Source organism: Burkholderia pseudomultivorans, assembly GCF_001718415.1.
Classification (GTDB): Bacteria; Pseudomonadota; Gammaproteobacteria; order Burkholderiales; family Burkholderiaceae; genus Burkholderia; species Burkholderia pseudomultivorans_A.
Genome location: NZ_CP013378.1, coordinates 1869282 through 1893209, shown reverse-complemented (window position 1 = coordinate 1893209; position 23928 = coordinate 1869282). Strand labels below are relative to the sequence as shown.

General features: G+C 68.6%; 18 protein-coding genes. 11 read left to right on the top strand and 7 right to left on the bottom strand.

Going from position 1 to position 23928, the window contains the following annotated elements:
• Nucleotides 1-35: 35 nt before the first annotated feature.
• The 3 genes from katG to recG form a co-directional block, all read right to left on the bottom strand.
• On the bottom strand, nt 36-2231 hold the full coding sequence (gene katG, locus WS57_RS21100; RefSeq protein WP_009689272.1) for a catalase/peroxidase HPI: 2196 nt from the start codon (nt 2229-2231) through the stop codon (nt 36-38).
• Nucleotides 2232-2858: 627 nt separating this feature from the next.
• Nucleotides 2859-3818 (bottom strand): hydrogen peroxide-inducible genes activator, encoded by a 960-nt coding sequence (locus tag WS57_RS21090; protein ID WP_009689274.1) that lies wholly within the window; start codon nt 3816-3818, stop codon nt 2859-2861.
• 115 nt (nt 3819-3933) lie between these two features.
• A complete protein-coding gene (gene recG, locus WS57_RS21085) occupies nt 3934-6270 on the bottom strand; it encodes an ATP-dependent DNA helicase RecG (protein ID WP_059513091.1) in 2337 nt (778 codons plus the stop codon).
• Nucleotides 6271-6437: 167 nt separating this feature from the next.
• Here recG and queA point away from each other — a divergent pair, with 167 nt between their 5' ends.
• The 5 genes from queA (at nt 6438) to secF (ending at nt 12533) form a co-directional block, all read left to right on the top strand.
• Nucleotides 6438-7505, top strand: a complete 1068-nt coding sequence (gene queA / locus WS57_RS21080; protein WP_069244791.1) for a tRNA preQ1(34) S-adenosylmethionine ribosyltransferase-isomerase QueA — start codon at nt 6438-6440, stop codon at nt 7503-7505.
• Between the two features lie 180 nt (nt 7506-7685).
• Nucleotides 7686-8879, top strand: a complete 1194-nt coding sequence (gene tgt, locus WS57_RS21075) for a tRNA guanosine(34) transglycosylase Tgt (RefSeq protein WP_069244790.1) — start codon at nt 7686-7688, stop codon at nt 8877-8879.
• Nucleotides 8880-9114: 235 nt separating this feature from the next.
• On the top strand, nt 9115-9438 hold the full coding sequence (gene yajC / locus WS57_RS21070; protein ID WP_006401647.1) for a preprotein translocase subunit YajC: 324 nt from the start codon (nt 9115-9117) through the stop codon (nt 9436-9438).
• Between the two features lie 106 nt (nt 9439-9544).
• Nucleotides 9545-11566: a protein translocase subunit SecD gene (gene secD, locus WS57_RS21065; RefSeq protein ID WP_069244789.1), complete on the top strand. Its 2022-nt coding sequence runs from the start codon at nt 9545-9547 to the stop codon at nt 11564-11566.
• Nucleotides 11567-11582: 16 nt separating this feature from the next.
• Nucleotides 11583-12533: a protein translocase subunit SecF gene (secF, locus tag WS57_RS21060; protein WP_059482285.1), complete on the top strand. Its 951-nt coding sequence runs from the start codon at nt 11583-11585 to the stop codon at nt 12531-12533.
• A 211-nt stretch (nt 12534-12744) separates the two neighbouring features.
• Here the strand turns inward: secF and WS57_RS21055 are convergent, their stop codons facing one another.
• The 4 genes from WS57_RS21055 to WS57_RS21040 form a co-directional block, all read right to left on the bottom strand.
• Entirely contained in the window at nt 12745-14022 is a 1278-nt protein-coding gene (locus tag WS57_RS21055; RefSeq protein WP_009691581.1) for an MFS transporter, read from the bottom strand.
• Nucleotides 14023-14208: 186 nt separating this feature from the next.
• Entirely contained in the window at nt 14209-14790 is a 582-nt protein-coding gene (locus WS57_RS21050) for a YceI family protein (protein WP_009691580.1), read from the bottom strand.
• Nucleotides 14791-14853: 63 nt separating this feature from the next.
• Nucleotides 14854-15414 (bottom strand): YceI family protein, encoded by a 561-nt coding sequence (locus tag WS57_RS21045; RefSeq protein ID WP_009691579.1) that lies wholly within the window; start codon nt 15412-15414, stop codon nt 14854-14856.
• Nucleotides 15415-15422: 8 nt separating this feature from the next.
• Nucleotides 15423-15983, bottom strand: a complete 561-nt coding sequence (locus tag WS57_RS21040; RefSeq protein ID WP_040126667.1) for a cytochrome b — start codon at nt 15981-15983, stop codon at nt 15423-15425.
• Between the two features lie 257 nt (nt 15984-16240).
• Here WS57_RS21040 and WS57_RS21035 point away from each other — a divergent pair, with 257 nt between their 5' ends.
• The 6 genes from WS57_RS21035 to WS57_RS21010 all read left to right on the top strand — a co-directional run bounded on the left by WS57_RS21035 (nt 16241) and on the right by WS57_RS21010 (nt 23797).
• Nucleotides 16241-16909 (top strand): paraquat-inducible protein A, encoded by a 669-nt coding sequence (locus WS57_RS21035; RefSeq protein ID WP_040126666.1) that lies wholly within the window; start codon nt 16241-16243, stop codon nt 16907-16909.
• A complete protein-coding gene (locus tag WS57_RS21030) occupies nt 16906-17535 on the top strand; it encodes a paraquat-inducible protein A (RefSeq protein WP_009691576.1) in 630 nt (209 codons plus the stop codon). The genes WS57_RS21035 and WS57_RS21030 overlap by 4 nt, the downstream gene beginning before the upstream one ends.
• Complete coding sequence (locus WS57_RS21025; RefSeq protein ID WP_009691575.1) at nt 17528-19147, top strand: intermembrane transport protein PqiB; 1620 nt, start codon at nt 17528-17530, stop codon at nt 19145-19147. Before WS57_RS21030 ends, WS57_RS21025 begins: the two co-directional genes overlap by 8 nt.
• Nucleotides 19144-19860 (top strand): PqiC family protein, encoded by a 717-nt coding sequence (locus WS57_RS21020; protein WP_040126664.1) that lies wholly within the window; start codon nt 19144-19146, stop codon nt 19858-19860. The genes WS57_RS21025 and WS57_RS21020 overlap by 4 nt, the downstream gene beginning before the upstream one ends.
• A 426-nt stretch (nt 19861-20286) precedes the next feature.
• Nucleotides 20287-22410: a site-specific recombinase gene (locus tag WS57_RS21015; protein WP_060296881.1), complete on the top strand. Its 2124-nt coding sequence runs from the start codon at nt 20287-20289 to the stop codon at nt 22408-22410.
• Nucleotides 22411-22498: 88 nt separating this feature from the next.
• Entirely contained in the window at nt 22499-23797 is a 1299-nt protein-coding gene (locus tag WS57_RS21010; RefSeq protein ID WP_040126662.1) for a THUMP domain-containing class I SAM-dependent RNA methyltransferase, read from the top strand.
• Nucleotides 23798-23928 lie beyond the last annotated feature (131 nt).

Here is a 23928-nt window from a genome sequence, read left to right as displayed (position 1 = left end):
TGCGACCGGCCGTTTCCCGTTACTGCATCACTGCATTACTGCGCTCGCGCGAGATCGAAGCGGTCGAGGTTCATCACCTTGTTCCAGGCCGCGACGAAGTCGCGCGCGAACTTCTCCTTCGCATCCGCGCTGCCGTACACCTCGGCCAGCGCGCGAAGCTGCGCGTGCGAGCCGAACACGAGGTCCACGCGCGTGCCGGTCCACTTGAGCTCGCCCGTCGCGCGATCGCGCCCCTCGAACACGTCGTTGTCGGCCGACGCCGGCTTCCACTCGGTGCCCATGTCGAGCAGGTTCGTGAAGAAGTCGTTGGTCAGCGCTTCCGGACGGTCGGTGAACACGCCGTGCTTCGCGCCGCCGACATTCGCGCCGAGCACCCGCAGCCCGCCGACGAGCACCGTCATTTCCGGCGCGGTCAGCGTCAGCAGCTGCGCCTTGTCGACCAGCAGCGCCTCGGCCGGCACCGTGAACTTGCGCTTCAGGTAGTTGCGGAAACCGTCCGCGACCGGCTCGAGCACGGCCATCGCGTCGACGTCGGTCTGCTCCTGCGACGCATCGGCGCGGCCCGGCGCGAACGGCACCGTCACCGCGAGGCCCGCGTTCTTCGCGGCCTGCTCGACGCCCGCCGCACCGGCCAGCACGATCAGGTCGGCCAGCGACAGGCGCTTGTCGCCGGTCTGCGCGCCGTTGAACGCGCTGCGGATGCCTTCCAGCGTCTCGAGCACCTGCGCGAGCTGGGCCGGCTGGTTCACCTCCCAGTCCTTCTGCGGCGCCAGGCGGATGCGCGCACCGTTCGCGCCGCCGCGCTTGTCCGAGCCGCGGAACGTCGCCGCCGACGCCCATGCAGTCGACACGAGCTGCGACACCGTGAGCCCCGACGCCAGCACCTTCGCCTTCAGCGCCGCGATATCCGCGTCGTCGACCAGCTTGTGATCGACGGCCGGGATCGGGTCCTGCCACAGCAGTTCCTCGGCCGGCACGTCGGGGCCCAGATAGCGGCTGCGCGGCCCCATGTCGCGGTGCGTGAGCTTGAACCACGCGCGCGCGAACGCATCGGCGAACTGGTCGGGGTTCTCGTAGAAGCGGCGCGAGATCTTCTCGTAGGCTGGATCGAAACGCAGCGACAGGTCGGTCGTCAGCATCGTCGGGCGACGCTTCTTCGACGGGTCGAACGCATCCGGAATGATCTCGCCGGCATCCTTCGCGACCCACTGGTGCGCGCCGGCCGGGCTCTTCGTCAGTTCCCACTCGTAGCTGAACAGGTGCTTGAAGAAGTCGTTGCTCCACCGGGTCGGCGTGGACGTCCACGTGACCTCGAGGCCGCTCGTGATCGCGTCCTTGCCCTTGCCGGTGCCGAACGTGCTCTTCCAGCCGAGGCCCTGCTGCTCGAGGCCCGCGGCTTCCGGCTCGGGGCCGACGTTCGATGCGGGGCCGGCGCCGTGCGTCTTGCCGAACGAATGGCCGCCGGCGATCAGCGCGACCGTCTCTTCGTCGTTCATCGCCATGCGCGCGAAGGTCTCGCGGATGTCGTGCGCGGCGGCGACCGGGTCGGGGTTGCCGTCCGGGCCTTCCGGGTTCACGTAGATGAGGCCCATCTGCACCGCCGCGAGCGGGCTTTCGAGCTCGCGCTGGCCCGAGTAGCGGCTGTTCGGGCCGCCGCTCAGTTCCAGCCAGATCTTTTCCGAACCCCAGTAGACGTCGTCCGGCTCCCACGTGTCGACGCGGCCGCCGGCATAGCCGAAGGTCTTGAAGCCCATCGATTCGAGCGCGACGTTGCCGGTCAGGATCAGCAGGTCGGCCCACGAGATGTTGCGGCCGTACTTCTGCTTGATCGGCCACAGCAGGCGGCGCGCCTTGTCGAGGCTCACGTTGTCCGGCCAGCTGTTCAGCGGCGCGAAGCGCTGCTGCCCGCCGCCCGCGCCGCCGCGGCCGTCGGCCGTGCGGTACGTGCCGGCGCTATGCCAGGCCATGCGGACGAACAGGCCGCCATAGTGGCCGAAGTCGGCCGGCCACCAGTCCTGCGACATCGTCATCAGCGCGTGCAGGTCCTGCTTCACCGCGGCGAGATCCAGCTTGCCGAACGCTTCGGCGTAGTTGAAATCCGCGTCCATCGGATCGGACAGCGACGAGTGCCGATGCAGCACGTTCAGGTTCAGCTGATTCGGCCACCAGTCCTTGTTCGTCGTGCCGCTGCCGGCGACTTGATGGAACGGGCACTTCGATTCGGTCGACATGCGTTTTTCTCCTTTGATTGCTCGTGTTCCCCCCACCTGCACGGCCCGGCGTCGCGCCGGGCCCCGTCCGTGGAGAGTCATTGCGGGGGTAAGAAACGGAACCGGTTGGTCCTCGTGCGTGCTACGGAATGTCGCGCGGGATCCTGGGTGGACGCGAGCCGCGTGCGAAATGCGGTGGCTCGCGGCGGCCGGCAGGTAGCATGCCGGCGCTGCGTGCGGTTCTCCGGTTGTTGGACATGCGTTGCTCCCTCATGGCTTGGCGCGGTAAAGCGGGGGAACACCGGACCGGCATGCGGCGACATGCTCATGCGCCGACCACACGGTCCGCCAGGTACGCGAACGCAATCGGACGCAGGCTGCGAACCGCGGCCCTGGCCCGATCGACGACCTGCTCGTGCGGCAGGATGTTCCGCCGCGCGCGCTGCAATACCGATCGCATCATGACATCCTCCTTTGACGCTTGCATTCTGCGTGTGAGCCGGCCGTCGGCCGGCGCTGAGTCCATGGCAACCAGTCTACTCGATGCTATCGATAATACGAATTTAATTAATTTTATCTATGCAATAGGGAAAAATAAACGGGGCTGCAACACCCCGCCCATTGCGGCGACGCCGGGCCGCCTTCGCTTCAGTTCATCGTCGCGGGCATGTCGAGCTTCGCGACGCCCGGCAGCTCGCATGCGGCGATCGCCTCGCTGATCGCGTCGATTGCCGGCATCCGCGTGAAGCTCTTGCGCCAGACGAGCACGACGCGACGGTCGGGCACCGGTTCGTTGAACGGCACGTAGGACAGCAGCTCCGCATCGGGGCCGTTCGCGCGCGGGCCGACCTCGGCGACCGACATGCGCGGCAGCACGGTGATGCCGACGCCGCTCGCGACCATGTGGCGGATCGTCTCGAGCGACGAGCCCTCGAAGGTCTTCTGGATGCCGTCGGCCGTCTGCGAAAAGCGCATCAGCTCCGGGCACACGCCGAGCACGTGGTCGCGGAAGCAGTGGCCGTTGCCGAGCAGCAGCATGGTTTCCTGCTTCAGGTCCTCCGCGTCGATCTCGTCGCGCTTCTCCCACGGGTGGCCGGCCGGCAGCGCGACGACGAACGGCTCGTCGTACAGCGGGCGCACCATCAGCCCCGTTTCCGGGAACGGCAGCGCCATGATCGCCGCGTCGATCTCGCCCTGCTTCAGCAGTTCGAGCAGCTTCAGCGTGTAGTTCTCCTGCAGCATCAGCGGCATCTGCGGCACGCGCTGGATCATCTGCTTGACCAGCGTCGGCAACAGGTACGGCCCGATCGTGTAGATCACGCCGAGGCGGAACGGGCCGACCAGCGGGTCCTTGCCCTGCTTCGCGATCTCCTTGATCGCGAAGGTCTGCTCGAGCACGCGCTGCGCCTGCGTGACGATCTGGTCGCCGATCGGCGTCACGCTCACTTCGCTCGCGCCGCGCTCGAAAATCTGCACGTTCAGTTCGTCTTCGAGCTTCTTGATCGCTACCGACAGCGTCGGCTGGCTCACGAAGCACGCTTCGGCCGCACGGCCGAAATGCCGTTCGCGCGCAACCGCGACGATGTATTTCAATTCAGTCAGCGTCATTGTGGGTCAATCAGGTATATACAAGCGATAGGTTTAATTTATACACCCTTCGGGACCGGTTCGCCAAGTTTCTCTGCAGCCGGCCGCGCCGCCGTTCCGACCCTGTCAGGCGGGATCAAGCCTTCAGATACTGCTCGCGCGCACCGAGCCAGCGCGCCAGATGCTGCGTGACGACCTCCGGATAACCGGCGATCAGCCGCGCCGCGGCCTCGCGCGCCGGTTCGATCAGCCAGCCGTCGGTTTCGAGGTCCGCGAAGCGCAGCATCGCGGCGCCCGACTGGCGCGCGCCGAGGAATTCGCCGGGGCCGCGGATCTCGAGGTCGCGTCGCGCGATCTCGAAGCCGTCGGTGGTCTCGCGCATCGTCTTCAGCCGCTCGCGGCCCGCGATCGACAGCGGCCCGGTGTACAGCAGCACGCACACCGACGCCGCGGTGCCGCGCCCGACGCGGCCGCGCAGCTGGTGCAGCTGCGCGAGGCCGAAGCGCTCCGCATGCTCGATCACCATCAGCGACGCGTTCGGCACGTCGACGCCGACCTCGATCACGGTCGTCGCGACCAGCAGCTGCACTTCGTTGCGCGTGAACGCGTCCATCACGGCCGCCTTGTCGGCCGGCGACAGCCGGCCGTGCACGAGCCCGACCTTCAGCTCGGGCAGCGCGGCGGCGAGCGTCTCGTAGGTCTCGACGGCCGTCTGCAGCTGCAGCGTCTCGCTTTCCTCGATCAGCGGGCACACCCAGTACACCTGGCGGCCCGTCAGCGCGGCTTCGCGCACGCGCGCGATCACCTCGTCGCGCCGCGCGTCGCCGACGAGGCGCGTCAGCACCGGCGTGCGGCCCGGCGGCAGTTCGTCGATCGTCGACACCTCGAGATCCGCGTAGTACGTCATCGCGAGCGTGCGCGGGATCGGCGTGGCCGACATCATCAGCTGATGCGGCTGGAAGCCCTGCGCACCGTCCGCCGCGTTGGCGGCCTTCGCGCGCAGCGCGAGCCGCTGCTCGACGCCGAAGCGATGCTGTTCGTCGACGATCACGAGGCCGAGCCGCGCGAACTCGACGCTGTCCTGGATGATCGCGTGCGTGCCGATCACGAGCTGCGCGGTGCCGAGCGCGGCCGCCTCGATCGCCGCGCGCTTGTCCTTCGCCTTCAGGCTGCCGGCGAGCCACGCAACCGACACGCCGAGCGGTTCGAGCCAGCCGCGCAGCTTGCGCGCGTGCTGTTCCGCGAGGATTTCGGTCGGCGCCATCAGCGCGGCCTGGTAGCCGGCATCGATCGCCTGCGCGGCCGCCAGCGCCGCGACGACCGTCTTGCCGCTGCCGACGTCGCCCTGCAGCAGCCGCTGCATCGGATGCGCGAGCGTGAGGTCGTGCGCGATCTCGTCGACGACGCGCGACTGCGCGCCGGTCAGCCTGAACGGCAGCGCCGCATACAGGCGCGTGGTCAGCGCGTCCGCATCGCTCGCGGCGCGGCGCGGCATCGCGGGCGCCGCGCGCGTGCGACGCTCCTCGTGCGCGCGCTTCAGCGACAGCTGCTGCGCGAGCAGTTCCTCGAACTTGATGCGCGTCCAGGCCGGATGCGAGCCGTCCATCAGCGCGGCTTCGTCCGAATCGACGCGCGGGTGGTGCAGGATCCGCACGGCGTCCGCGAGCGACGGCACGTCGAGCGGCTTCAGGTACGCGCGCTCGATCTCGGGCGGCAGCAGCTCGGGCAGCGGCGTGCGTTCGAGCGCGTTCTCGATCGCCTTGCGCAGGTAGGCCTGCGACACGCCGGCCGTACTCGGGTAGACGGGCGTGAGCACCTGCGGCAGCGGCGCGTCGGCTTCCACCACGCGCACCGCCGGATGCACCATCTCCATCCCGAAGAAGCCGCCGCGCACGTCGCCGCGCACGCGCAGCCGCTGGCCGACGGCCATCTGCTTGACCTGCGAACCGTAGAAATTCAGGAAGCGCAGCACGAGCTGCTCGCCGTCGTCGTCCTGGATCTTCACGACGAGCTGGCGGCGCGGCCGGTAGGCGACTTCGTTGTCGAACACGACGCCTTCGGTCTGCGCGATGCCGCCGGGCAGCAGCTCGCCGATCGGCGTGAGCGTGGTTTCGTCCTCATAGCGCATCGGCAGATGCAGCACGAGATCGATCGAGCGCGTGAGGCCGAGCTTTGCGAGCTTGTCGGCGGTCTTCACCGGCTTGTCGGCGGCCTTTTTCCTGCCGCGCTTCGCGGCGCCGGCTTCCGGTTCGGCGTCGGCGCCCTGCGCGTCGGGCGCGGCGGCCGCCGGCTGCGCGAGCCGTCCGTCGGCGCCGCGCTTCGGGCCGGTGCGGCGCGGCGACGCGGCCGATGGCGCGGCGCGCACGTCGTCGCTGCGCGCGCCGTCGCCCTGCGACGGTAACGCGACCGCCTCCGTGTCGAACGGATCGGCGGAATCGGCAACGGCGGCGGAACGGCGTGGTGACACAGGCATCGGATCGTGAGGAGGCTTCGCAAGGCAAGTACAATAGCGGCTTTCACGTCGTCCGAACGAACGACGCCGGCCAGGCCGCGCATCCCGCCATCATAGCGGCTCGCGCGCCCCGATTACGCGTTTCCGCCCTGCCGGCGACGCCCGCCGGCCGTTTCGAACCAGCCCGCATGTTCACGCTTTCCGATTTCGATTTCAATCTGCCGCCCGAGCTGATTGCGCAAACCGCGCTGCCCGACCGCACCGCGAGCCGCCTGCTCGAGGTCGACGGCGCCGCCGAACCCGCGCGCCTCGTCGATCGCCGTTTCGCTGACCTGCCCGTGTGCATCGCGCCCGGCGACCTGCTCGTGTTCAACGATACCAAGGTGCTGAAGGCGCGCTTCTTCGGCCAGAAGGCCAGCGGCGGCCGGATCGAGGTGCTGGTCGAGCGCGTGACGGGCACCCACACGGCGCTCGCGCAGATTCGTGCGAGCAAGTCGCCGGGCGCCGGTACGACGCTGCGGCTCGCGGATGCGTTCGACGTGACGGTTGGCGAGCGCGTCGAGCCGTTCTTCACGCTGCACTTTCCCGCGCCGTGCCTGACGCTGATCGAGCAGTACGGCCGGCTGCCGCTGCCGCCCTATATCGAGCACGACCCGGACGCGACCGACGAGACGCGCTACCAGACCGTCTATGCGAGCAACCCGGGCGCGGTCGCCGCGCCGACGGCCGGCCTGCACTTCGACGAGCCGCTGCTCGCGAAGCTCGACGCGATGGGCGTCGAGCGCGCGACGCTGACGCTGCACGTCGGCGCGGGCACGTTCCAGCCGGTGCGCGTCGAGAACATCGCCGAGCACAAGATGCACAGCGAGTGGTACGAGCTGCCGCAGTCGCTGGTCGACAAGATCGCGGCCACGCGCGCGCGCGGCGGCAAGGTGATCGCGGTCGGCACGACGTCGATGCGCGCGCTCGAAGCCGCGGCGCGCGACGCCGACGCCGCCGGCCGCCCGCTCGCCGCGACGCAGGCCGAGACCGACATCTTCATCACGCCCGGCTATCGTTTCCGCGTGGTCGACCGGCTCGTCACGAATTTCCACCTGCCGAAGTCGACGCTGCTGATGCTGGTGTCCGCGTTCGCGGGCGTCGAGACGATCCGCGCCGCGTACCGGCACGCGATCGCGGAACGCTACCGCTTCTTCAGCTACGGCGACGCGATGCTGCTCACGCGCCGCGATACGCCGGAGGCGACGGGCGCGTAAGGCGCCGCACGTGCGACGGCCGGCGCACGGCACGGCCGCCGCAGCGCCTTCGGCACGGAACCGCCGCCGGCCTGCGCCGCGCGCTACGATGGCGCACATCCGTTCTTTCCGCCGCCGCTACCGCGGCGGCATTTTCCAACTCGCGCCGGACTGTTTTCCGGTGGCCAGGAGCACCCCACGATGACCGAAGGTTCATCCCACGATACGCACGCGCCCGAAGCCGCGCCCGCCCGCCCCGCCAACGGGCTCGAATTCGAACTGCTGACGACCGACGGCCACGCGCGCCGCGGCCGCGTGAAGCTCAACCATGGCGTCGTCGAGACGCCGATCTTCATGCCGGTCGGCACCTACGGCACCGTGAAGGCGATCCAGCCGCGCGAGCTGCACGAGATCAAGGCGCAGATCATCCTCGGCAACACGTTCCACCTGTGGCTGCGCCCGGGCCTCGACACGATCGACGCACACGGCGGGCTGCACGGCTTCATGGGCTGGAACAAGCCGATCCTGACCGATTCGGGCGGCTTCCAGGTGTTCTCGCTCGGCGACCTGCGCAAGATCACCGAGGATGGCGTCACGTTCGCGTCGCCGATCAACGGCGACAAGCTGTTCCTGTCGCCGGAAGTGTCGATGCAGATCCAGAAGGTGCTGAACTCGGACATCGTGATGCAGTTCGACGAATGCACGCCGTACGCGACCGACAACGTGCCGACCACGCACAAGGAAGCGGCCGACTCGATGCGCATGTCGCTGCGCTGGGCGAAGCGCTCGCTCGACGAGTTCAACCGGCTCGGCAACCCGAACGCGCTGTTCGGGATCGTCCAGGGCGGGATGTTCGAGGACCTGCGCGACGAGTCGCTCGCGGGCCTGTCGGAACTCGGCTTCCACGGCCTTGCGATCGGCGGGCTGTCGGTCGGCGAGCCGAAGGAGGACATGATGCGCGTGCTGCGTCACGTCGGCCCGAAGCTGCCGGCGCACAAGCCGCACTACCTGATGGGCGTCGGCACGCCGGAGGATCTCGTCGAAGGCGTCGCCAACGGCGTCGACATGTTCGACTGCGTGATGCCGACCCGCAACGCGCGCAACGGCTGGCTGTTCACGCGCTTCGGCGACGTGAAGATCCGCAACGCGACGCACAAGAATTCGCTGAAGCCGCTCGACCCGAGTTGCACCTGCTACACGTGCAGCAACTTCTCGCGCGGCTACCTGCATCACCTGCACCGCGTCGGCGAAATCCTCGGCGCGCAACTCAACACGATCCACAACCTGCACTACTACCTGCAGCTGATGAGCGAGATCCGCGAAGCGATCGAAACCCATACGTTCGACGCGTTCCGCCAGCGCTTCGCGGAGGATCGCGCAAGAGGCGTCGACTGACGGGCCGGCGGGCCGCATGGCGGCCCGTCACATCGGACGCGTACTCATTATTGCCATCCGATCGCCGGCCGAGGTCGCAGAAACATTACAATTAGCTTTCCACGCAAGTCGCAACGGCGTCGGTTCGTGCTTTTACAGCTTGATCCGAAAGCGCATTTGCCGCGCCGTTTGCGCATGGGGCCGGTGGTAGAATATCCGGCTTATTTTTCGATCTTCCCCTTACGGAGAGACCAACGTGCCGTTCATTTCCAACGCGTTCGCGCAAGGTGCCGGTGGCGCCGAATCGAGCCTGATGAGCTTCCTGCCGCTCATCCTGATGTTTGCCGTGCTCTACTTCATCATGATCCGTCCGCAGATGAAGCGGCAGAAAGAGCACCGCAACATGCTCGCGGCCATGGCCAAGGGCGACGAAGTCGTCACGAGCGGCGGCCTGGTGGGCAAGGTGACGAAGGTCAGCGAAGGCTACATCGGCGTCGAAATCGCCGAAGGCACCGAAATCACCGTGCAGAAGGCCGCCGTCACGACGATTCTGCCGAAGGGCACGATCAAGTCGCTGTAAGCCCTTCACCGAGCGTCCGGCCCCCCGCGCCGTGCCTGCCCGATCGCGCAGGCCGCCGCGGCGCCGGACGCGACGCTTTCATGCCAACCACCCGTTCGGCCCCCTCATGAATCGTTACCCACTCTGGAAATATGTCGTGATGGTCGTGGCGCTCGCCATCGGCTTTCTGTACACATTGCCCAATTTCTTCGGCGAAGCGCCGGCGGTGCAGGTGTCGAGCGGCAAGGCCACGGTCAAGCTCGACTCGACCACGCTGACCCAGGTCGAATCGGCGCTCGCGTCCGCGCAGATCACGCCGGACGACGTCACCTTCGAGAACACGGCGACCAACGCGAACATCCGCGTGCGCCTGAAGGACACCGATACGCAGCTGCGCGTCAAGGACCTGCTGCAGAAGTCGCTGAACGCTGACCCGAACGATCCGCAGTACGTCGTCGCACTGAACCTGCAGAGCGCGTCGCCGCGCTGGCTGACCGCACTGCACGCGCTGCCGATGTACCTCGGCCTCGACCTGCGCGGCGGCGTCCACTTCCTGCTCCAGGTCGACATGACGGGCGCGCTGACGAAGAAGCTCGACTCCGACGCGTCCGACGCGCGCACGCTGCTGCGCGACAAGAACATCCGCGACGGCGGCGTGAGCCGCGTCGATCAATCGGTCGTCGTCAACTTCAGCGATGCGCAGACGGCGGAAGACGCCCGCAAGGCGCTCGCCGCGTCGATCACCGAACTGCAATGGGCGACCCAGCCCGGCGGCGGCGGCACGCAGGTGGTCGGCACCTTCACGCCGGCCGTGCAGAAGGCCGTGGAAGACGCCGCGCTCAAGCAGAACCTGACGACGCTCCACAACCGCGTGAACGAGCTCGGCGTGTCCGAGCCGATCCTGCAGCAGCAGGGCAGCGACCGTATCGTCGTCGAGCTGCCGGGCGTGCAGGACACCGCGAAGGCGAAGGACATCATCGGCCGCACGGCGACGCTCGAAGCGCGCCTCGCCGATCCGCTCAACACGCATCCGAACCCGAACGACCCCGTGCCGCCGGGCGAGGAGCTGTTCACGCAGGGCAACCAGGCGCCCGTGCTGTTGAAGAAGGACGTGATCTTCACCGGCGACCGCATCATCGACGCGTCGGCCGGCTTCGACGAGCATCAGCGTCCGTCGGTCAACATCCGCCTCGACTCGGCCGGCGGCCGCGCGGTGCGCGCGGTATCGCGCGAAAACATCGGCAAGCCGATGGCGATGGTGCTGTTCGAGAAGGGCAAGGGCGAAGTGCTGACGGTCGCGACGATCCAGTCGGAACTGGGCGACCGCTTCCAGATCACCGGCCAGCCGACGCCGCAGGCCGCGGCCGACCTCGCGCTGCTGCTGCGCGCCGGTTCGCTCGCCGCGCCGATGGACATCATCGAGGAACGCACGATCGGCCCGAGCCTCGGCGCCGACAACATCAAGATGGGCGTGCATTCGGTGATCTGGGGCTTCTGCGCGATCGCCGTGTTCATGGTCGCGTACTACATGCTGTTCGGCGTGATCTCGGTGATCGGCCTGTCGGTGAACCTGCTGCTGCTGGTCGCGGTGCTGTCGTTGATGCAGGCGACGCTGACGCTGCCCGGCATCGCCGCAATCGCGCTCGCGCTCGGCATGGCGATCGACTCTAACGTGCTGATCAACGAGCGCGTGCGTGAGGAACTGCGCGCCGGCCAGCCGCCGCAGCTCGCGATCCAGGCCGGCTACGCGCATGCGTGGGCGACGATTCTCGACTCGAACGTGACGACGCTGATCGCCGGTCTTGCGCTGCTCGCGTTCGGCTCGGGCCCGGTCCGCGCGTTCGCGATCGTGCACTGCCTCGGCATCCTGACGTCGATGTTCTCCGCGGTGTTCTTCTCGCGCGGGATCGTCAACCTCTGGTACGGCGGCCGCAAGAAGCTGAAGTCGCTCGCGATCGGTCAGGTGTGGAAGCCGGAAGGCGCCGCAGCGGCCGCGTCGTTCGCGGCGGCCGACGAATCGACCGACACCGCACGCGCCGCGAAGCTCGCCGCACCGGCGAAGGGCAACGCGCCGCGCGCCGGCAAGCCGCAGCTGCGCAACCGCGCGCAGCAGGGCGTGTCGCCGAAGAAACCGGGCTCGACCCAATAAGGCCCCGGAGAAGACCATGGAATTTTTCCGCATCCGTAAAGACATTCCGTTCATGCGGCACGCGCTGGTGTTCAACGTGATCTCGCTGGTCACGTTCCTCGCCGCCGTGTTCTTCCTGTTCCACCGCGGGCTGCACCTGTCGGTCGAATTCACCGGCGGTACCGTGATCGAGGTGCAGTACCAGCAGGCCGCGCAGCTCGAACCCGTGCGCGACACGCTCGGCAAGCTCGGCTACGCGGACGCGCAGGTGCAGAACTTCGGCACGTCGCGCAACGTGCTGATCCGCCTGCAGCTGAAGCAGGGCCTCACGTCCGCGCAGCAGAGCGACCAGGTGATGACCGCGCTGAAGGCGCAGAGCCCGGACGTCACGCTGCAGCGCGTCGAGTTCGTCGGCCCGCAGGTCGGCCGGGAGCTCGCGACCGACGGCCTGCTCGCGCTCGCGTGCGTCGTGATCGGCATCGTGATCTACCTGTCGATCCGCTTCGAATGGAAGTACGCGGTCGCCGGCATCATCGCGAACCTGCACGACGTCGTGATCATTCTCGGCTTCTTCGCGTTCTTCCAGTGGGAGTTCTCGCTGGCGGTGCTCGCGGCGATCCTCGCGGTGCTCGGCTACTCGGTCAACGAGTCGGTCGTCATCTTCGACCGGATCCGCGAGACGTTCCGCCGCGAACGCAAGATGAGCGTGCCGGAGGTGATCAACCACGCGATCACGACCACGATGTCGCGCACGATCATCACGCACACGTCGACGGAAATGATGGTGCTGTCGATGTTCTTCTTCGGCGGCCCGACGCTGCACTACTTCGCGCTCGCGCTGACGGTCGGCATCATGTTCGGCATCTACTCGTCGGTGTTCGTCGCGGGGTCGCTCGCGATGTGGCTCGGCATCAAGCGCGAAGACCTGATCAAGGAAAAGAAGGTCGCGCACGATCCGGACGATCCGAACGCGGGCGCGCAGGTTTGAGCGCGACGCTACTTCGGCAGCGATGAAAAGCCGGCCCGATTGGGCCGGTTTTTTTATGTTTCGTCGCACGCGGCGGCTGCGTTCGCCGCCGGGAGTGGAGCGTTGCCGCGGAGCCTGAAGCGTTGCCCTTCCCGGTCGCCTGCCGCATTGCCCGCACCACTGCCCGGCAGCCACAGCGGCACCTCCCGCGCGCCGCGCCAACGGCGCCCCGTCACCGAAACCCGAACCGCCTGCGCAACACGACCAGCGCCACGAGACTCAGCACGGCCGCGAACATGAGGTAGAAGCTCGGCGCGGTATTCATCCCGGTCGCCTTGATCAGCCACGCGATGATGAACGGCCCGAAGCCGCCGAAGATCGTCACCGCGACGTTATACGCGAGCGACATCCCGGTCGTGCGCGTCTGCACCGGGAACACCTCGGACAGCAGCCCCGGCAGCGCCGCGAAGTAGCCGGTCATCAGGAATGCGAGCAACACCTGCAGCGCGATCAGCGTGCCGAAGCCCGGATGCGCGACCAGGTACGCGAACGCCGGATAGATCAGCACGAGAATGCCGATCGCGGGTGCGAGCATCACGCGCACGCGGCCGTAACGGTCCGACCAGTGGCCGACGAGCGGCGCGAACACCATCTGGATCACGCCGACCACGAGGATCGCCGCGAACGCGGCGGACGGCGCAAGGCCGAGCTGCTTCACGCCGTAGGTCGGCATGAACAGCACGAGATAGGTGGCGACGGTGCCGAGCACGACCACGCCCATCGCGGCGACGAGGCGCGCCTTGTGCGACGCGAACGTGTCGCGCAGCGGGCTCGCGCTGCTTTCGGCCGCAAGGAACTCGGGCGTCTCGTCGACCTTCTTGCGGATGTAGTAGGCAACCGGCCCCAGCAGCAGCCCGAAGAAGAACGGCACGCGCCAGCCCCACGCCGCCATCTGTTCGGCCGTCAGCTGCGCATTCAGCACGGTGCCGAAGCCGGCGGCCAGCAGCGTCGTCAGGCCCTGGCTCGCGACCTGCCAGCTCGCGAAGAAACCGCGCCGCCCCGGCACGTGCTCGGCGAGAAACGCGGTCGCGCTGCCGAACTCGCCGCCGGCCGAGAAACCCTGCATCAGCCGCGCGGCGACCAGGATCAGCGGCGCCGCGACGCCGATCGTCCGGTAGGTCGGCAGCACCGCGATGATCAGCGTGCCGCCCATCATCAGCAGGATCGACAGCGTCAGCGCGGCCTTGCGGCCCGCGCGGTCCGCATAGGCGCCGAGCACGATCGCGCCGAGCGGCCGCATGAAGAACGACACGCCGAACGTGCCGAGCGTGAGCAGCAGCGACACGGTGTCGTTGCCGGCCGGGAAGAACAGCCTGGAGATCGTCACCGCGAAGAAGCCGTAGACGACCAGGTCGAACCACTCGAGCGCGTTGCCGATCGACGCGGCGACCACCGCGCGCCACACGCGCGGCGACGAGGCAATGGAACGGGGCTGCGTGACGGCATGCATCGGCGATCTCCTTGTCGTTGTACGTTCTGTTCGAAGCGTCCGCTCGTGCGCCGCCGGCCCGCGCCGCGCGCCGCGACAGGCGCCCGACGATTATAGGCGCGTAAAAAAACCGCCGTGCCCCCGTTCGAAGGAGGCGCGGCGGTTCACGCGCGGTGCGCCGGCCGACGGCCGGCCCGGCCGCGAGCCTTACTGCTGCTTGACCGCTTCGGCCGTGATCAGCAGCTTCGTCTTCATCTTGAAGCCGTACTGCTTGCCGTAGTCGAGGCCGAAATCGTCGCGGTTGAATTCGCCGGCCGCGTCGACGCCGCACACTTCACGCTTGAGCATCGGATGCGGCATGCACTTGAACGAGTCGATCTTCAGCGTCAGCGGCTTGGTGACGCCATGCAGCGTCAGGTTGCCGACCACCGACACCGGCTTGTCGCCGTCGAACTTGATCGTGCCCTTGTAGTTGGCCTGCGGGAACTTCGCCACGTCGAAGAATTCGGGCGTCTGCAGATGCTCGTCGAGCTTCGCGCTGCCGGTGTGGATCGACGCGATCTCGGTCGTCACGTCGACCGTGCCCGTCTTCGCCGCGCGATCGAGCGTCACGGTGCCGCTCGTCTTGTCGAACTTGCCGCGCCAGACCGACAGGCCGCCGAAGTGGTCGGCCTCGAAGCTCGGGTACGTGTGGCTCGGATCGAACTGGTACGTCGCGCTTTCGGCGAAGGCCGAGAACGACAGCGAAGCGGCCAGCGCGCCCGCGGCGATCATCAGATGCTTTTTCAACTCATTCTCCTTGGAACAGCGCCGCGCCCTCGCGCGGCATTCGGTGAAGTGTCGGGCCGCCGCTTACTTCGTGGCGACCAGATGGAACTTGATCTGCACTTCGTCGGCGACGACCGACGTGTCCTTCCATTCGCCGGTGCCGACGTTGAAGGCCGAGCGCTTGATCGGCAGCACGCCGTCGAAGGTCTGCGTCGCGCCGTTCTGCGTGACGGTGACGGGCACCGTGACCGTCTCGGACTTGCCCTTGATCGTCAGCTTGCCGGTCACGTTGTACTTGTTGCCGCCTGCCGGCGCGATCGCCGACGACACGAAGGTCGCCTGCGGATAGGTCTTCGCGTCGAACCAGTCCTTGCCCGCGACCTGGTCGTTGTACATCTTGTCGCCGAGGTCGTAGCTGGCGACGTCGATCGTCACCTGCGCACTGCCCTGCGCGGCCTTGGCCGGATCGAACTTCACCTGTGCGGAAAACTTCCTGAACGCGCCCTCGGTCGGCACGTTCATCTGCTTCGACACGGCGGACACCTTGCTTTTCGCGAGATCGACATCGGCGAGCGCCGCGCCCGACGCGGCAAGCGACGCCGCGGCGAACGCGGCCAGCACGGAGCGGGAGAAAGACACTTTCATGGGATCCTTCATTTGGCAAAGGGAAGCATCCGCGACAACAGGCCGTCGCGGTCCAACAGCTGATGCTTGAGCGCGGCGAGCACGTGCAGCGACACCAGCGCAAGCAAAATGTAATTCAAGGACACGTGAAGCGTCTTGAAGGTTTCCTTCAGCACCGGATCGGGATCGATCAGGCGCGGCAGCGGCACGATGCCGAGGTAGACGACCGGGATGTTCGACGCCGAGCTGTACAGGTAGCCGGTGATCGGGATCACCAGCATCAGCACGTACAGCAGCATGTGCACGCCGTGCGAGCCCAGCCGCTGCCAGGCCGGCATGCCGGCCGGCAGCGCCGGCGGCACGTGGGTCGCGCGCCACAGCACGCGCACCACCGCCAGCGCGAACGCGGTCACGCCGATCCACTTGTGCCACGAGAAGTACTTCAGCTTGGTCGGCGTGAAGCCGGGGATGTCGGTCATCACCCAGCCGAGCGCGAAGCCGCAGACGATCAGCAGCGCGATCAGCCAGTGCAGCGCGATCGCGGTCTGCGTGTAGCGCACCGGCGTGGCCGGCAGCGGATTCGATGCCATCTTGGGTTCCTCAGTTCAGCGAACGGCTGCGCCGGAACCGATCCGACGCTTGTCAAGGGCGCCATGCTACCGCAACCTTTTGACGCGCGCGGACTCTGAGGACAGACGCGTCAGCCGGCCGCCCGTTTTACGCCATGTTACAGATCGGTCACAAAACCGCCGGGCGTTGACACGGCCCAAAAGGCGTTTTGGTAAGATTGGCGCGGGTTCCGGCCCCGTCGACGTGTGCCCCGAGCCGTCGCGTAACCGCTTTTTCCATGCAACGATACGACCTGATTGCCTGTCACGAGTGTGACGCACTGTTGCACAAACCGCACCTTAGCGGCCGCGAAGTCGCGCGCTGCCCACGCTGCGACGCGCTGCTCTATCGCAACAGCGCCGCGCAGATCGAGCGCATCTGTGCGCTTGCGCTCGCGGCGCTGATCACGTTCGTGATCGCGCAGGCGTTCCCGATCCTCGAGATGGACGTGAACGGCAACCGCGTGCAGACCACGCTGATCGGCGCGATCGATTCGCTGTGGCACCAGGACATGGCGATCGTCGGCGTGATGGTGTTCTGCTCGACCGTGCTGTTCCCGCTCGTCGAGATGGCCGCGCTGCTCTACCTGCTGCTGCCGATGCGCCGCGGCGTGGTGCCGCCCGGCTTCAACGCGGTGCTGCGCGCGATCCAGCTCGTGCGCCCGTGGGGGATGATCGAGGTGTTCATGCTCGGCATCCTCGTGACGATCGTGAAGATGGTCAGTCTCGCGCGCGTCGTGCCGGAGGCGGCGCTGTTCGCGTTCGGCGCGCTCACGCTGATGATCGCCGTCGTGCTGATGTTCGACCCGCGCACGCTGTGGGACATCGCCGACGAGCTGCGCGCCCGGCGCGCGAGCGGCGCGCCTCCGGGCGACGCGGCATCGCTGCCGGAGGGCGCCCGCCGATGACGACGCCGACCGCCGCCCGCGAAGGCCTCGTCAGCTGCCACGCATGCGGGCTCGTGCAGACGCTCGACGCGCCGCACGCGCACTGCGCGCGCTGCGGCACCGCGCTGCACTTTCGCATCCCGAACAGTATCGTGCGCACCTGGGCGCTGCTGCTCGCGGCCGCGATCCTCTACATTCCGGCGAACCTGCTGCCGATCATGCGCACCGCGTCGATCGTCGGCTCGCAGGAAGACACGATCATGAGCGGCGTCATCTACTTCTGGGTGTCGGGCGACTGGCCGCTCGCCGTCGTCGTGTTCGTCGCCAGCATTCTCGTGCCGATGCTCAAGCTCGGCGTGCTGCTGATCCTCGCGATCAGCGCGCAGCGCCGCACCGCGTGGCGGCCGATGCAGCGCACGCGCCTGTACCGGATCGTCGAGCGCATCGGCCGCTGGTCGATGCTCGACATCTTCGTCGTGACGCTCACCGTCGCGCTCGTCCATTTCCGTTCGCTTGCCGTCATCACGGCCGGCCCCGGCGCGCTCGCGTTCGGCTCGGTCGTGATCCTGACGATGCTCGCGTCGATGCAGTTCGATCCCCGCCTGATCTGGGATCCAGTCGAAACCTCAGGGAAACACCATGAATAGTCCGCAAGGCCCGCACCACGACGAGTCCCGGCCCCCCGACCCCACGATCTCGACGAAAACCGGCTGGCTGCCGTCGTTGGTCTGGCTCGTGCCGCTGATCGCCGCGCTGATCGGCATCGGCCTCGTGATCAAGTCCGTGCGCGAACGCGGCCCGGAGGTCACGATCAGCTTCCACAGCGCCGAAGGGCTGGAGCCGGGCAAGACGCAGGTCAAGTACAAGGACGTCGAGATCGGCATGGTCAAGACGATCAAGCTGTCGAAGGACCTGTCGCGCGTGCTCGTCCAGGTGCAGCTGAAGAAGGAGGCCGAGGACTTCGCGGTCAAGGGCACGCGTTTCTGGATCGTGCGGCCGCGCGTCGGCGCGACCGGCGTATCGGGGCTCGGCACGCTGCTGTCGGGCGCGTACATCGGCGTCGACGCCGGCCGCTCGCAGGATACGCAGACCGACTTCACGGGCCTCGAGACGCCGCCGGCCGTCACCGGCGACCAGAAAGGCACGCAGTACGTGCTGCGCGGCGACTCGCTCGGCTCGGTCGACATCGGTTCGCCCGTCTACTACCGGCGCGTGCAGGTCGGCCAGGTGGTCGGCTTCTCGCTCGACAAGGGCGGCACGGGCGTCACCTTCAACGTGTTCGTCAATGCGCCGTACGACCAGTACGTCGGCATGAATTCGCGCTGGTGGCAGGCGAGCGGCGTCGACCTGCGGCTCGATTCGAGCGGCCTGAAGCTGAACACGCAGTCGCTCGCGACCGTGATCCTCGGCGGCATCGCATTCCAGACGCCGCCGAACCAGGAAACCGGCTCGACCGCGCCGAACAACACGACGTTCCGCCTCGCGGCCGACGAGGGCGATGCGATGCGCGACCCGGACGGCCAGCCGCTGCAGGTCGTGATGAACTTCAACCAGTCGCTGCGCGGGCTCGGCGTCGGTGCGCCGGTCGACTTCCGCGGCATCGTGCTCGGCGAGGTCACGAACATCGGCATCGACTACGATCCGAAGACGAAGAACTTCACGATGCCGGTGACGATGAACGTGTATCCGGAACGCCTCGGCCGGCGCTTCCGCGAGACGATCGAGAGCAAGGGCGAACCGGCCCGCCGCGAGATCGTCGAGCGCCTCGTCCAGCACGGGCTGCGCGGCCAGCTGCGCACCGGCAACCTGCTGACGAGCCAGCTGTACGTCGCGCTCGACTTCTTCCCGAAGGCGCCGCCCGCGAAGATCGACGTGTCGCATCAGCCGCTCGAGCTGCCGACCGTGCCGAACACGCTCGACGAGCTGCAGCTGCAGGTCGCCGACATCGCGAAGAAGCTCGACAAGGTGCCGTTCGACCAGATCGGCGCGAACCTGAACAGCGCGCTGTCGAACGCGGACAAGCTGTTCAAGCAACTCGACACGCAGGTCGCGCCCGAGGCGCGCGACACGCTGTCGGCCGCGAAGCAGACCTTCTCGACCGCCGAGGCGACGCTGCAGCAGGACTCGCCGCTGCAGTCCGACGTGCGCGGCGCGCTGAAGGAGCTCACGCGCACGCTGCAGTCGCTGAACGCGCTCGCGGATTATCTGGAGCGCCATCCCGAATCGCTGATCAAGGGCAAGCCAGGAGATCAACAATGACGACGACTCGCGTGAACGGTCTCGCGAGCGGCGCGGCAGCCGCGTTCGCCGCGCTCGCGCTCGCCGCGTGCAGCTCGCCGCCCGCGCGGTTCTACACGCTGAGCCCGGCCGACGCCGCGGCGCCCGTGCGCACCGCGCCCGCCAACCCGGCGTTCCTGATCGAGGTGCCGTCGGTCGGCGTGCCCGAGCAGGTCGCGAAGAACCAGCTGGTCGTGCAGAAGAACGCCGCGCAGGTCGACGTGCTCGAGCAGGAACGCTGGGCCTCGCCGCCCGCCGACGAAATCCGCCGCGCGCTGTCCGACGACCTCGCCGCGCAGCTCGGCACGATCGACGTCGCGAATTCCGCCTATCCGCCCGGCGTGCCCGTGTATCGCATCAGCGTGAACGTGCAGCGCTTCGAGTCGTGGCCCGGCAAGCGCGCGGCGATCGACGCGGTATGGAGCGTGCGCTCGCTCGCCACGCAGGCCGTGATGACGTGCCGCACGAGCGTCGCGGAGCCGGTCGCCGACGGCTACGATGCGCTCGTCGCGGGCCACCGGCGCGCACTCGACGTGGTCGCCTCGCAGGCCGCCGCCGGCGTGCGCGCGCTGGCCGCGCGGCGCAGCACCGCCGTACCGGCCGGCAAGGCGGCCGCCACGCCGCCGGTCGTGCCGTGTCCGGCCGGTCCAATGGCGGGCGGCGACGCCGGCGCGACGGGCAAGCCGGGCGCATAAGCGGGCCGGTCGCGCCGACGGCGATCATCGGTCGCGGCCCGCCCGCCCCGCACACCATCCCGCGCGCAGCGCCGACCGCTACCGCCCGCCCGGGCCCCGGCCGGACGGCCGACTTTGCACTGTTTGTCAAAATCGGCCGGAACCGCCGTCCTGCAATGCGGTCGGCTTGCGTTTTCGCGTGCGATTGACGATCCTACGCGCTTTCAGCGATCGCGCCGTCCGTCGCGCGCGTCCGCCGGCGAGGCCGGGCCGCGTCCGGCCCGATCGCCGTGCCGCGGGCAGGCGTCCGCGACAGCCAGCGCCCCGCATCGCGGGCCGTCCGCAGCCGGGCAGCCCGTCCGTCTCACCGGTTCTTCCCGGCGCCGCGCCGCATTCCCGGCCGGCATCCCGAACCCGCCCGTCCAGGGCTTTCGCTATTTCCGTTTTATGTTTCGTTCCCTGACGACCCTGATCAAGAAGTGGCGCGCGTCGCGCAGTGCGAGCCACCAGCTCGACGCGCTGCTCGCGCATGCCGACGCCGACGCGTCGTACGCCGAGCGCAGCGAATGGCTGATCGAGCTCGCGCACTGGCTGCGCCGCAGCGGCACGATGCAGGCCGCGCAGGACGCCGCCGCCGAGCGCGACGACGACGCGCGCGCGTATCCGGCCCATGCGCGACTGCGCTACCTGTTCCATGTGCTCGACCGCAATCCCGCGTGGAAGTCGCATGCCGCGCGGATCCTGCGCGGCATCCTGCGCGAGTGCGACGGCATCTCGCTGCTGTGCGACGCCGGCATGCCGGTCCATTCCGGCTTCTTCGGCGCGCTGTTCGAACGGATCGATTCGTCGCTGATCCCGCCCGCGCCGAACCGCCGCGAGCTCTCCGCGCTGTTCACGCTGATGTTCCCGACGCCGGAAGACGCGCAATGGATCGACGCGCTGCCCGACGATCTGCTCGCGCGCCTCGTCGACCTGATCTCGTTCGACGTCACCGAAGCGGAACGCCACGAGCCCGGCTCGTTCTCGCGCGACCTGCTGGCCGCGTTGCACAACCTGACCTGCCAGATCAGCTCGACCGGCCTGTCGCAGACGGTGCGCAGCCGCCTGTCCGACGACGATGCGCGCAAGCCGCTCGAGGCGCAGCCGTTCTACCGGCTCACGCGCGCGATGCTCGCGGTCGAGACCGCGCACGCGGCCGTCGAGGACGGCGGCGACCCGAGCAAGCTGCTGCACGAGGTGAACTATCTGCGCGTGCTGCTCGACGAATGCCGGATCGCGGTCGACGACGTGTTCGCGCATCTGTACCGCAACGGCGTGTCGGTCGACATCGTGTTCCAGGTCGAGCGGATGCGCATGCGCATCCTGCGCGCCGAGACGCTGCTCAACGCATGGATGGCGCGCGACGACCTGCGCGGGATGGCGCGCCTGACCGCCGAGCTGATCGACGCGAACCAGAACAGCCAGAGCGTGTCGCACCTCGTGCGCAGCAACTTCTCGCTGTTCGCGCGCAAGCTCGTCGAGACCAACGCGGATACCGGCGAGCACTACATCTCGCGCGGCCGCGCCGAGTATCTGAAGATGCTGCGAATGGCCGCCGGCGGCGGCCTGGTCACGGTCGCGACGGTGTGCGTGAAGTTCGCGATCACCGGCGCGCACCTGCAGTCGATGCTCGAAGGCCTGCTTGCGGGCGTCAACTACGCGGCCAGCTTCATGCTGATGCACTTCCTGCATTTCACGCTCGCGACCAAGCAGCCCGCGATGACCGCGCCGACGCTCGCGCGCGAGCTCGACGACACCGGCCACGACGAAGGCGTGAAGGCGTTCGTCGCGTCGGTCATCGCGCTGATCCGCACGCAGGCGGCGGCGATTTCCGGCAACGTGCTCGTCGTGCTGCCGGTGTGCCTGCTCGTGCAGCTGTTCGCGGGCAGCGTGCTGCACACGAACGTGATCTCGCCGCAAAAGGCGCACGCGACGCTGCACTCGTTCTCGCTGCTCGGCCCGACGCCGTTCTACGCGGCGCTCACCGGCGTGCTGCTGTGGGCGTCGAGCCTGCTCGCGGGCTGGGCCGACAACTGGTTCGTGCTGCACCGGGTCGGCGACGCGCTGACCTACAACCGCCGGCTGCGGCTCACGCTCGGCGCGGCCGGCGCGGCGAAGCTCGCGCACTTCTGCCGGTCGAACGTCGCGGGCGTGGTCGCAAACGTCGGCCTCGGCCTGATGCTCGGGCTGATTCCGGCGATCGTCACCGTGTTCCTGTTCCCGTTCGAGGTGCGGCACGTGACGCTGTCGGCCGGCTCGATCGGCGTCGCGCTCGGCGTGCTCGGCAAGGACGCGCTCGGCACGCCCGAACTCTGGTGGGCCTGCGCCGGCGTGCTGAGCATGGCGATCCTCAACGTGCTGGTGAGCTTCGCGCTCGCGTTCACGATGGCCGTGCGCTCGCGCAGCCTGCGGCCGACCAAGGTGCGCGCGCTCGTCGCCGCGATCGTCCGCGCGGTGCTCGCGAACCCGTTCGTGCTGGTCTGGCCGGCCGGCGGGCACGCGGCGCGCACCGGCCAGCCGGGCGCGCACTGACCGCCCGCAGGCGGCGGCGCGGCGCGCGCGGGCCGCGCCCGCCCGCGCCGCGTACAATACTGGACTTTTGCACGCCCTCACCCGCCTTATGTCCTCGCCCACCCTGTACGACTTTTTCGCTCCCTGCCCGCGCGGCCTCGAAGCGGCGCTCGCCGCCGAGCTGGCCGAGATCGCCGGCCGCCACCTGGACGGCGCGCCGTTCGCCGCGGGCGCGCAGGTGCCGGGCGGCGTCCATTTCCGCGGCGGCTGGGCCGCCGGCATGGCCGCGAACCTCCATTCGCGGATCGCCAGCCGGATCCTGCTGAAAATCGCGCATCGCCCGTACCGCAACGAGCAGGACGTCTACGCGCTCGCGCTCGAGCAGCCGTGGGAGCGCTGGTTCGCGGCGACGCAGACGCTGCGCGTCGACATCACCGCGATCAAGTCGCCGCTGAAGAGCCTCGAATTCGCGACGCTGCGCGTCAAGGACGCGATCTGCGACCGGATGCGCGACAAGACCGGCGCGCGCCCGAGCATCGACACCGGTGCGCCGGACGTGCGCGTGTTCGCGTTCCTGACGGCCACCGACTGCACGCTGTACCTCGACACGTCGGGCGAGCCGCTGTTCAAGCGCGGCTGGCGCCTCGACAAGGGCGCGGCGCCGCTGCGCGAGAACCTCGCGGCCGGCATCCTGCGCCTGACCGGCTGGACACCCGGCACGCCGCTGTACGACCCGATGTGCGGCAGCGGCACGTTCCTCGCGGAAGCCGCGCAGATCGTGCTCGGCGTCGCGCCGGGCGTCGAGCGCCGCTTCGGCTTCGAAAAGCTCAAGCAGTACGACATCACCGCGTGGCAGGGCCTGAAGGTCGCGGCGCTGGACGTGAAACGCGCGGCGCGCGCCAAGCGCGACGACCTGCGCGTGTACGGCAGCGACATCTCCGGCGACATGCTCGAGAAGGCGCGCGCGAACCTCGAACGCGCGGGTGTGCCGTCGGTGTGGCTCAAGCAGGTCGACGCGCGCGGGATGACGCCGCCGTGCGACGGCCCGGGCATCCTGCTCGCGAACCCGCCGTACGGCGAGCGGATCGAGGTGCGCGGCCGCAGCGCACGCGGCGAGGCGCGCGAAACCGGCCGCAACCGCGGCAACGACGACGCGTTCCGCCGCACGCACACCGACGCGCCGGACAGCGAGTTCTTCAACGCGCTCGGCGATGCGCTGAAGCAGCGCTTCACGGGCTGGCAGGCGTTCCTGCTCACGTCCGACCGTTCGCTGCCGGGCCAGCTCCGGCTGCGCGAATCGGCGAAGACGCCGCTGTTCAACGGCGCGCTCGAATGCCGGCTGTTCCGCTTCGACCTGATCGCGGGCAGCGTGAAGGCGCGGCCGGCCGCGCCGGAAGGCGACGCATAAGCGCCGGCTCGGCGCGCGGGGCTGCCGAGGCGGCGCCCGCGCGCACCGTTCCCCGATGCCGCCGGGTGGCGAATCAGCGCGCCCCTGCCGGTCCGGCATCCGCTCCACATAGCGTCTCGTGACCGGCCGCA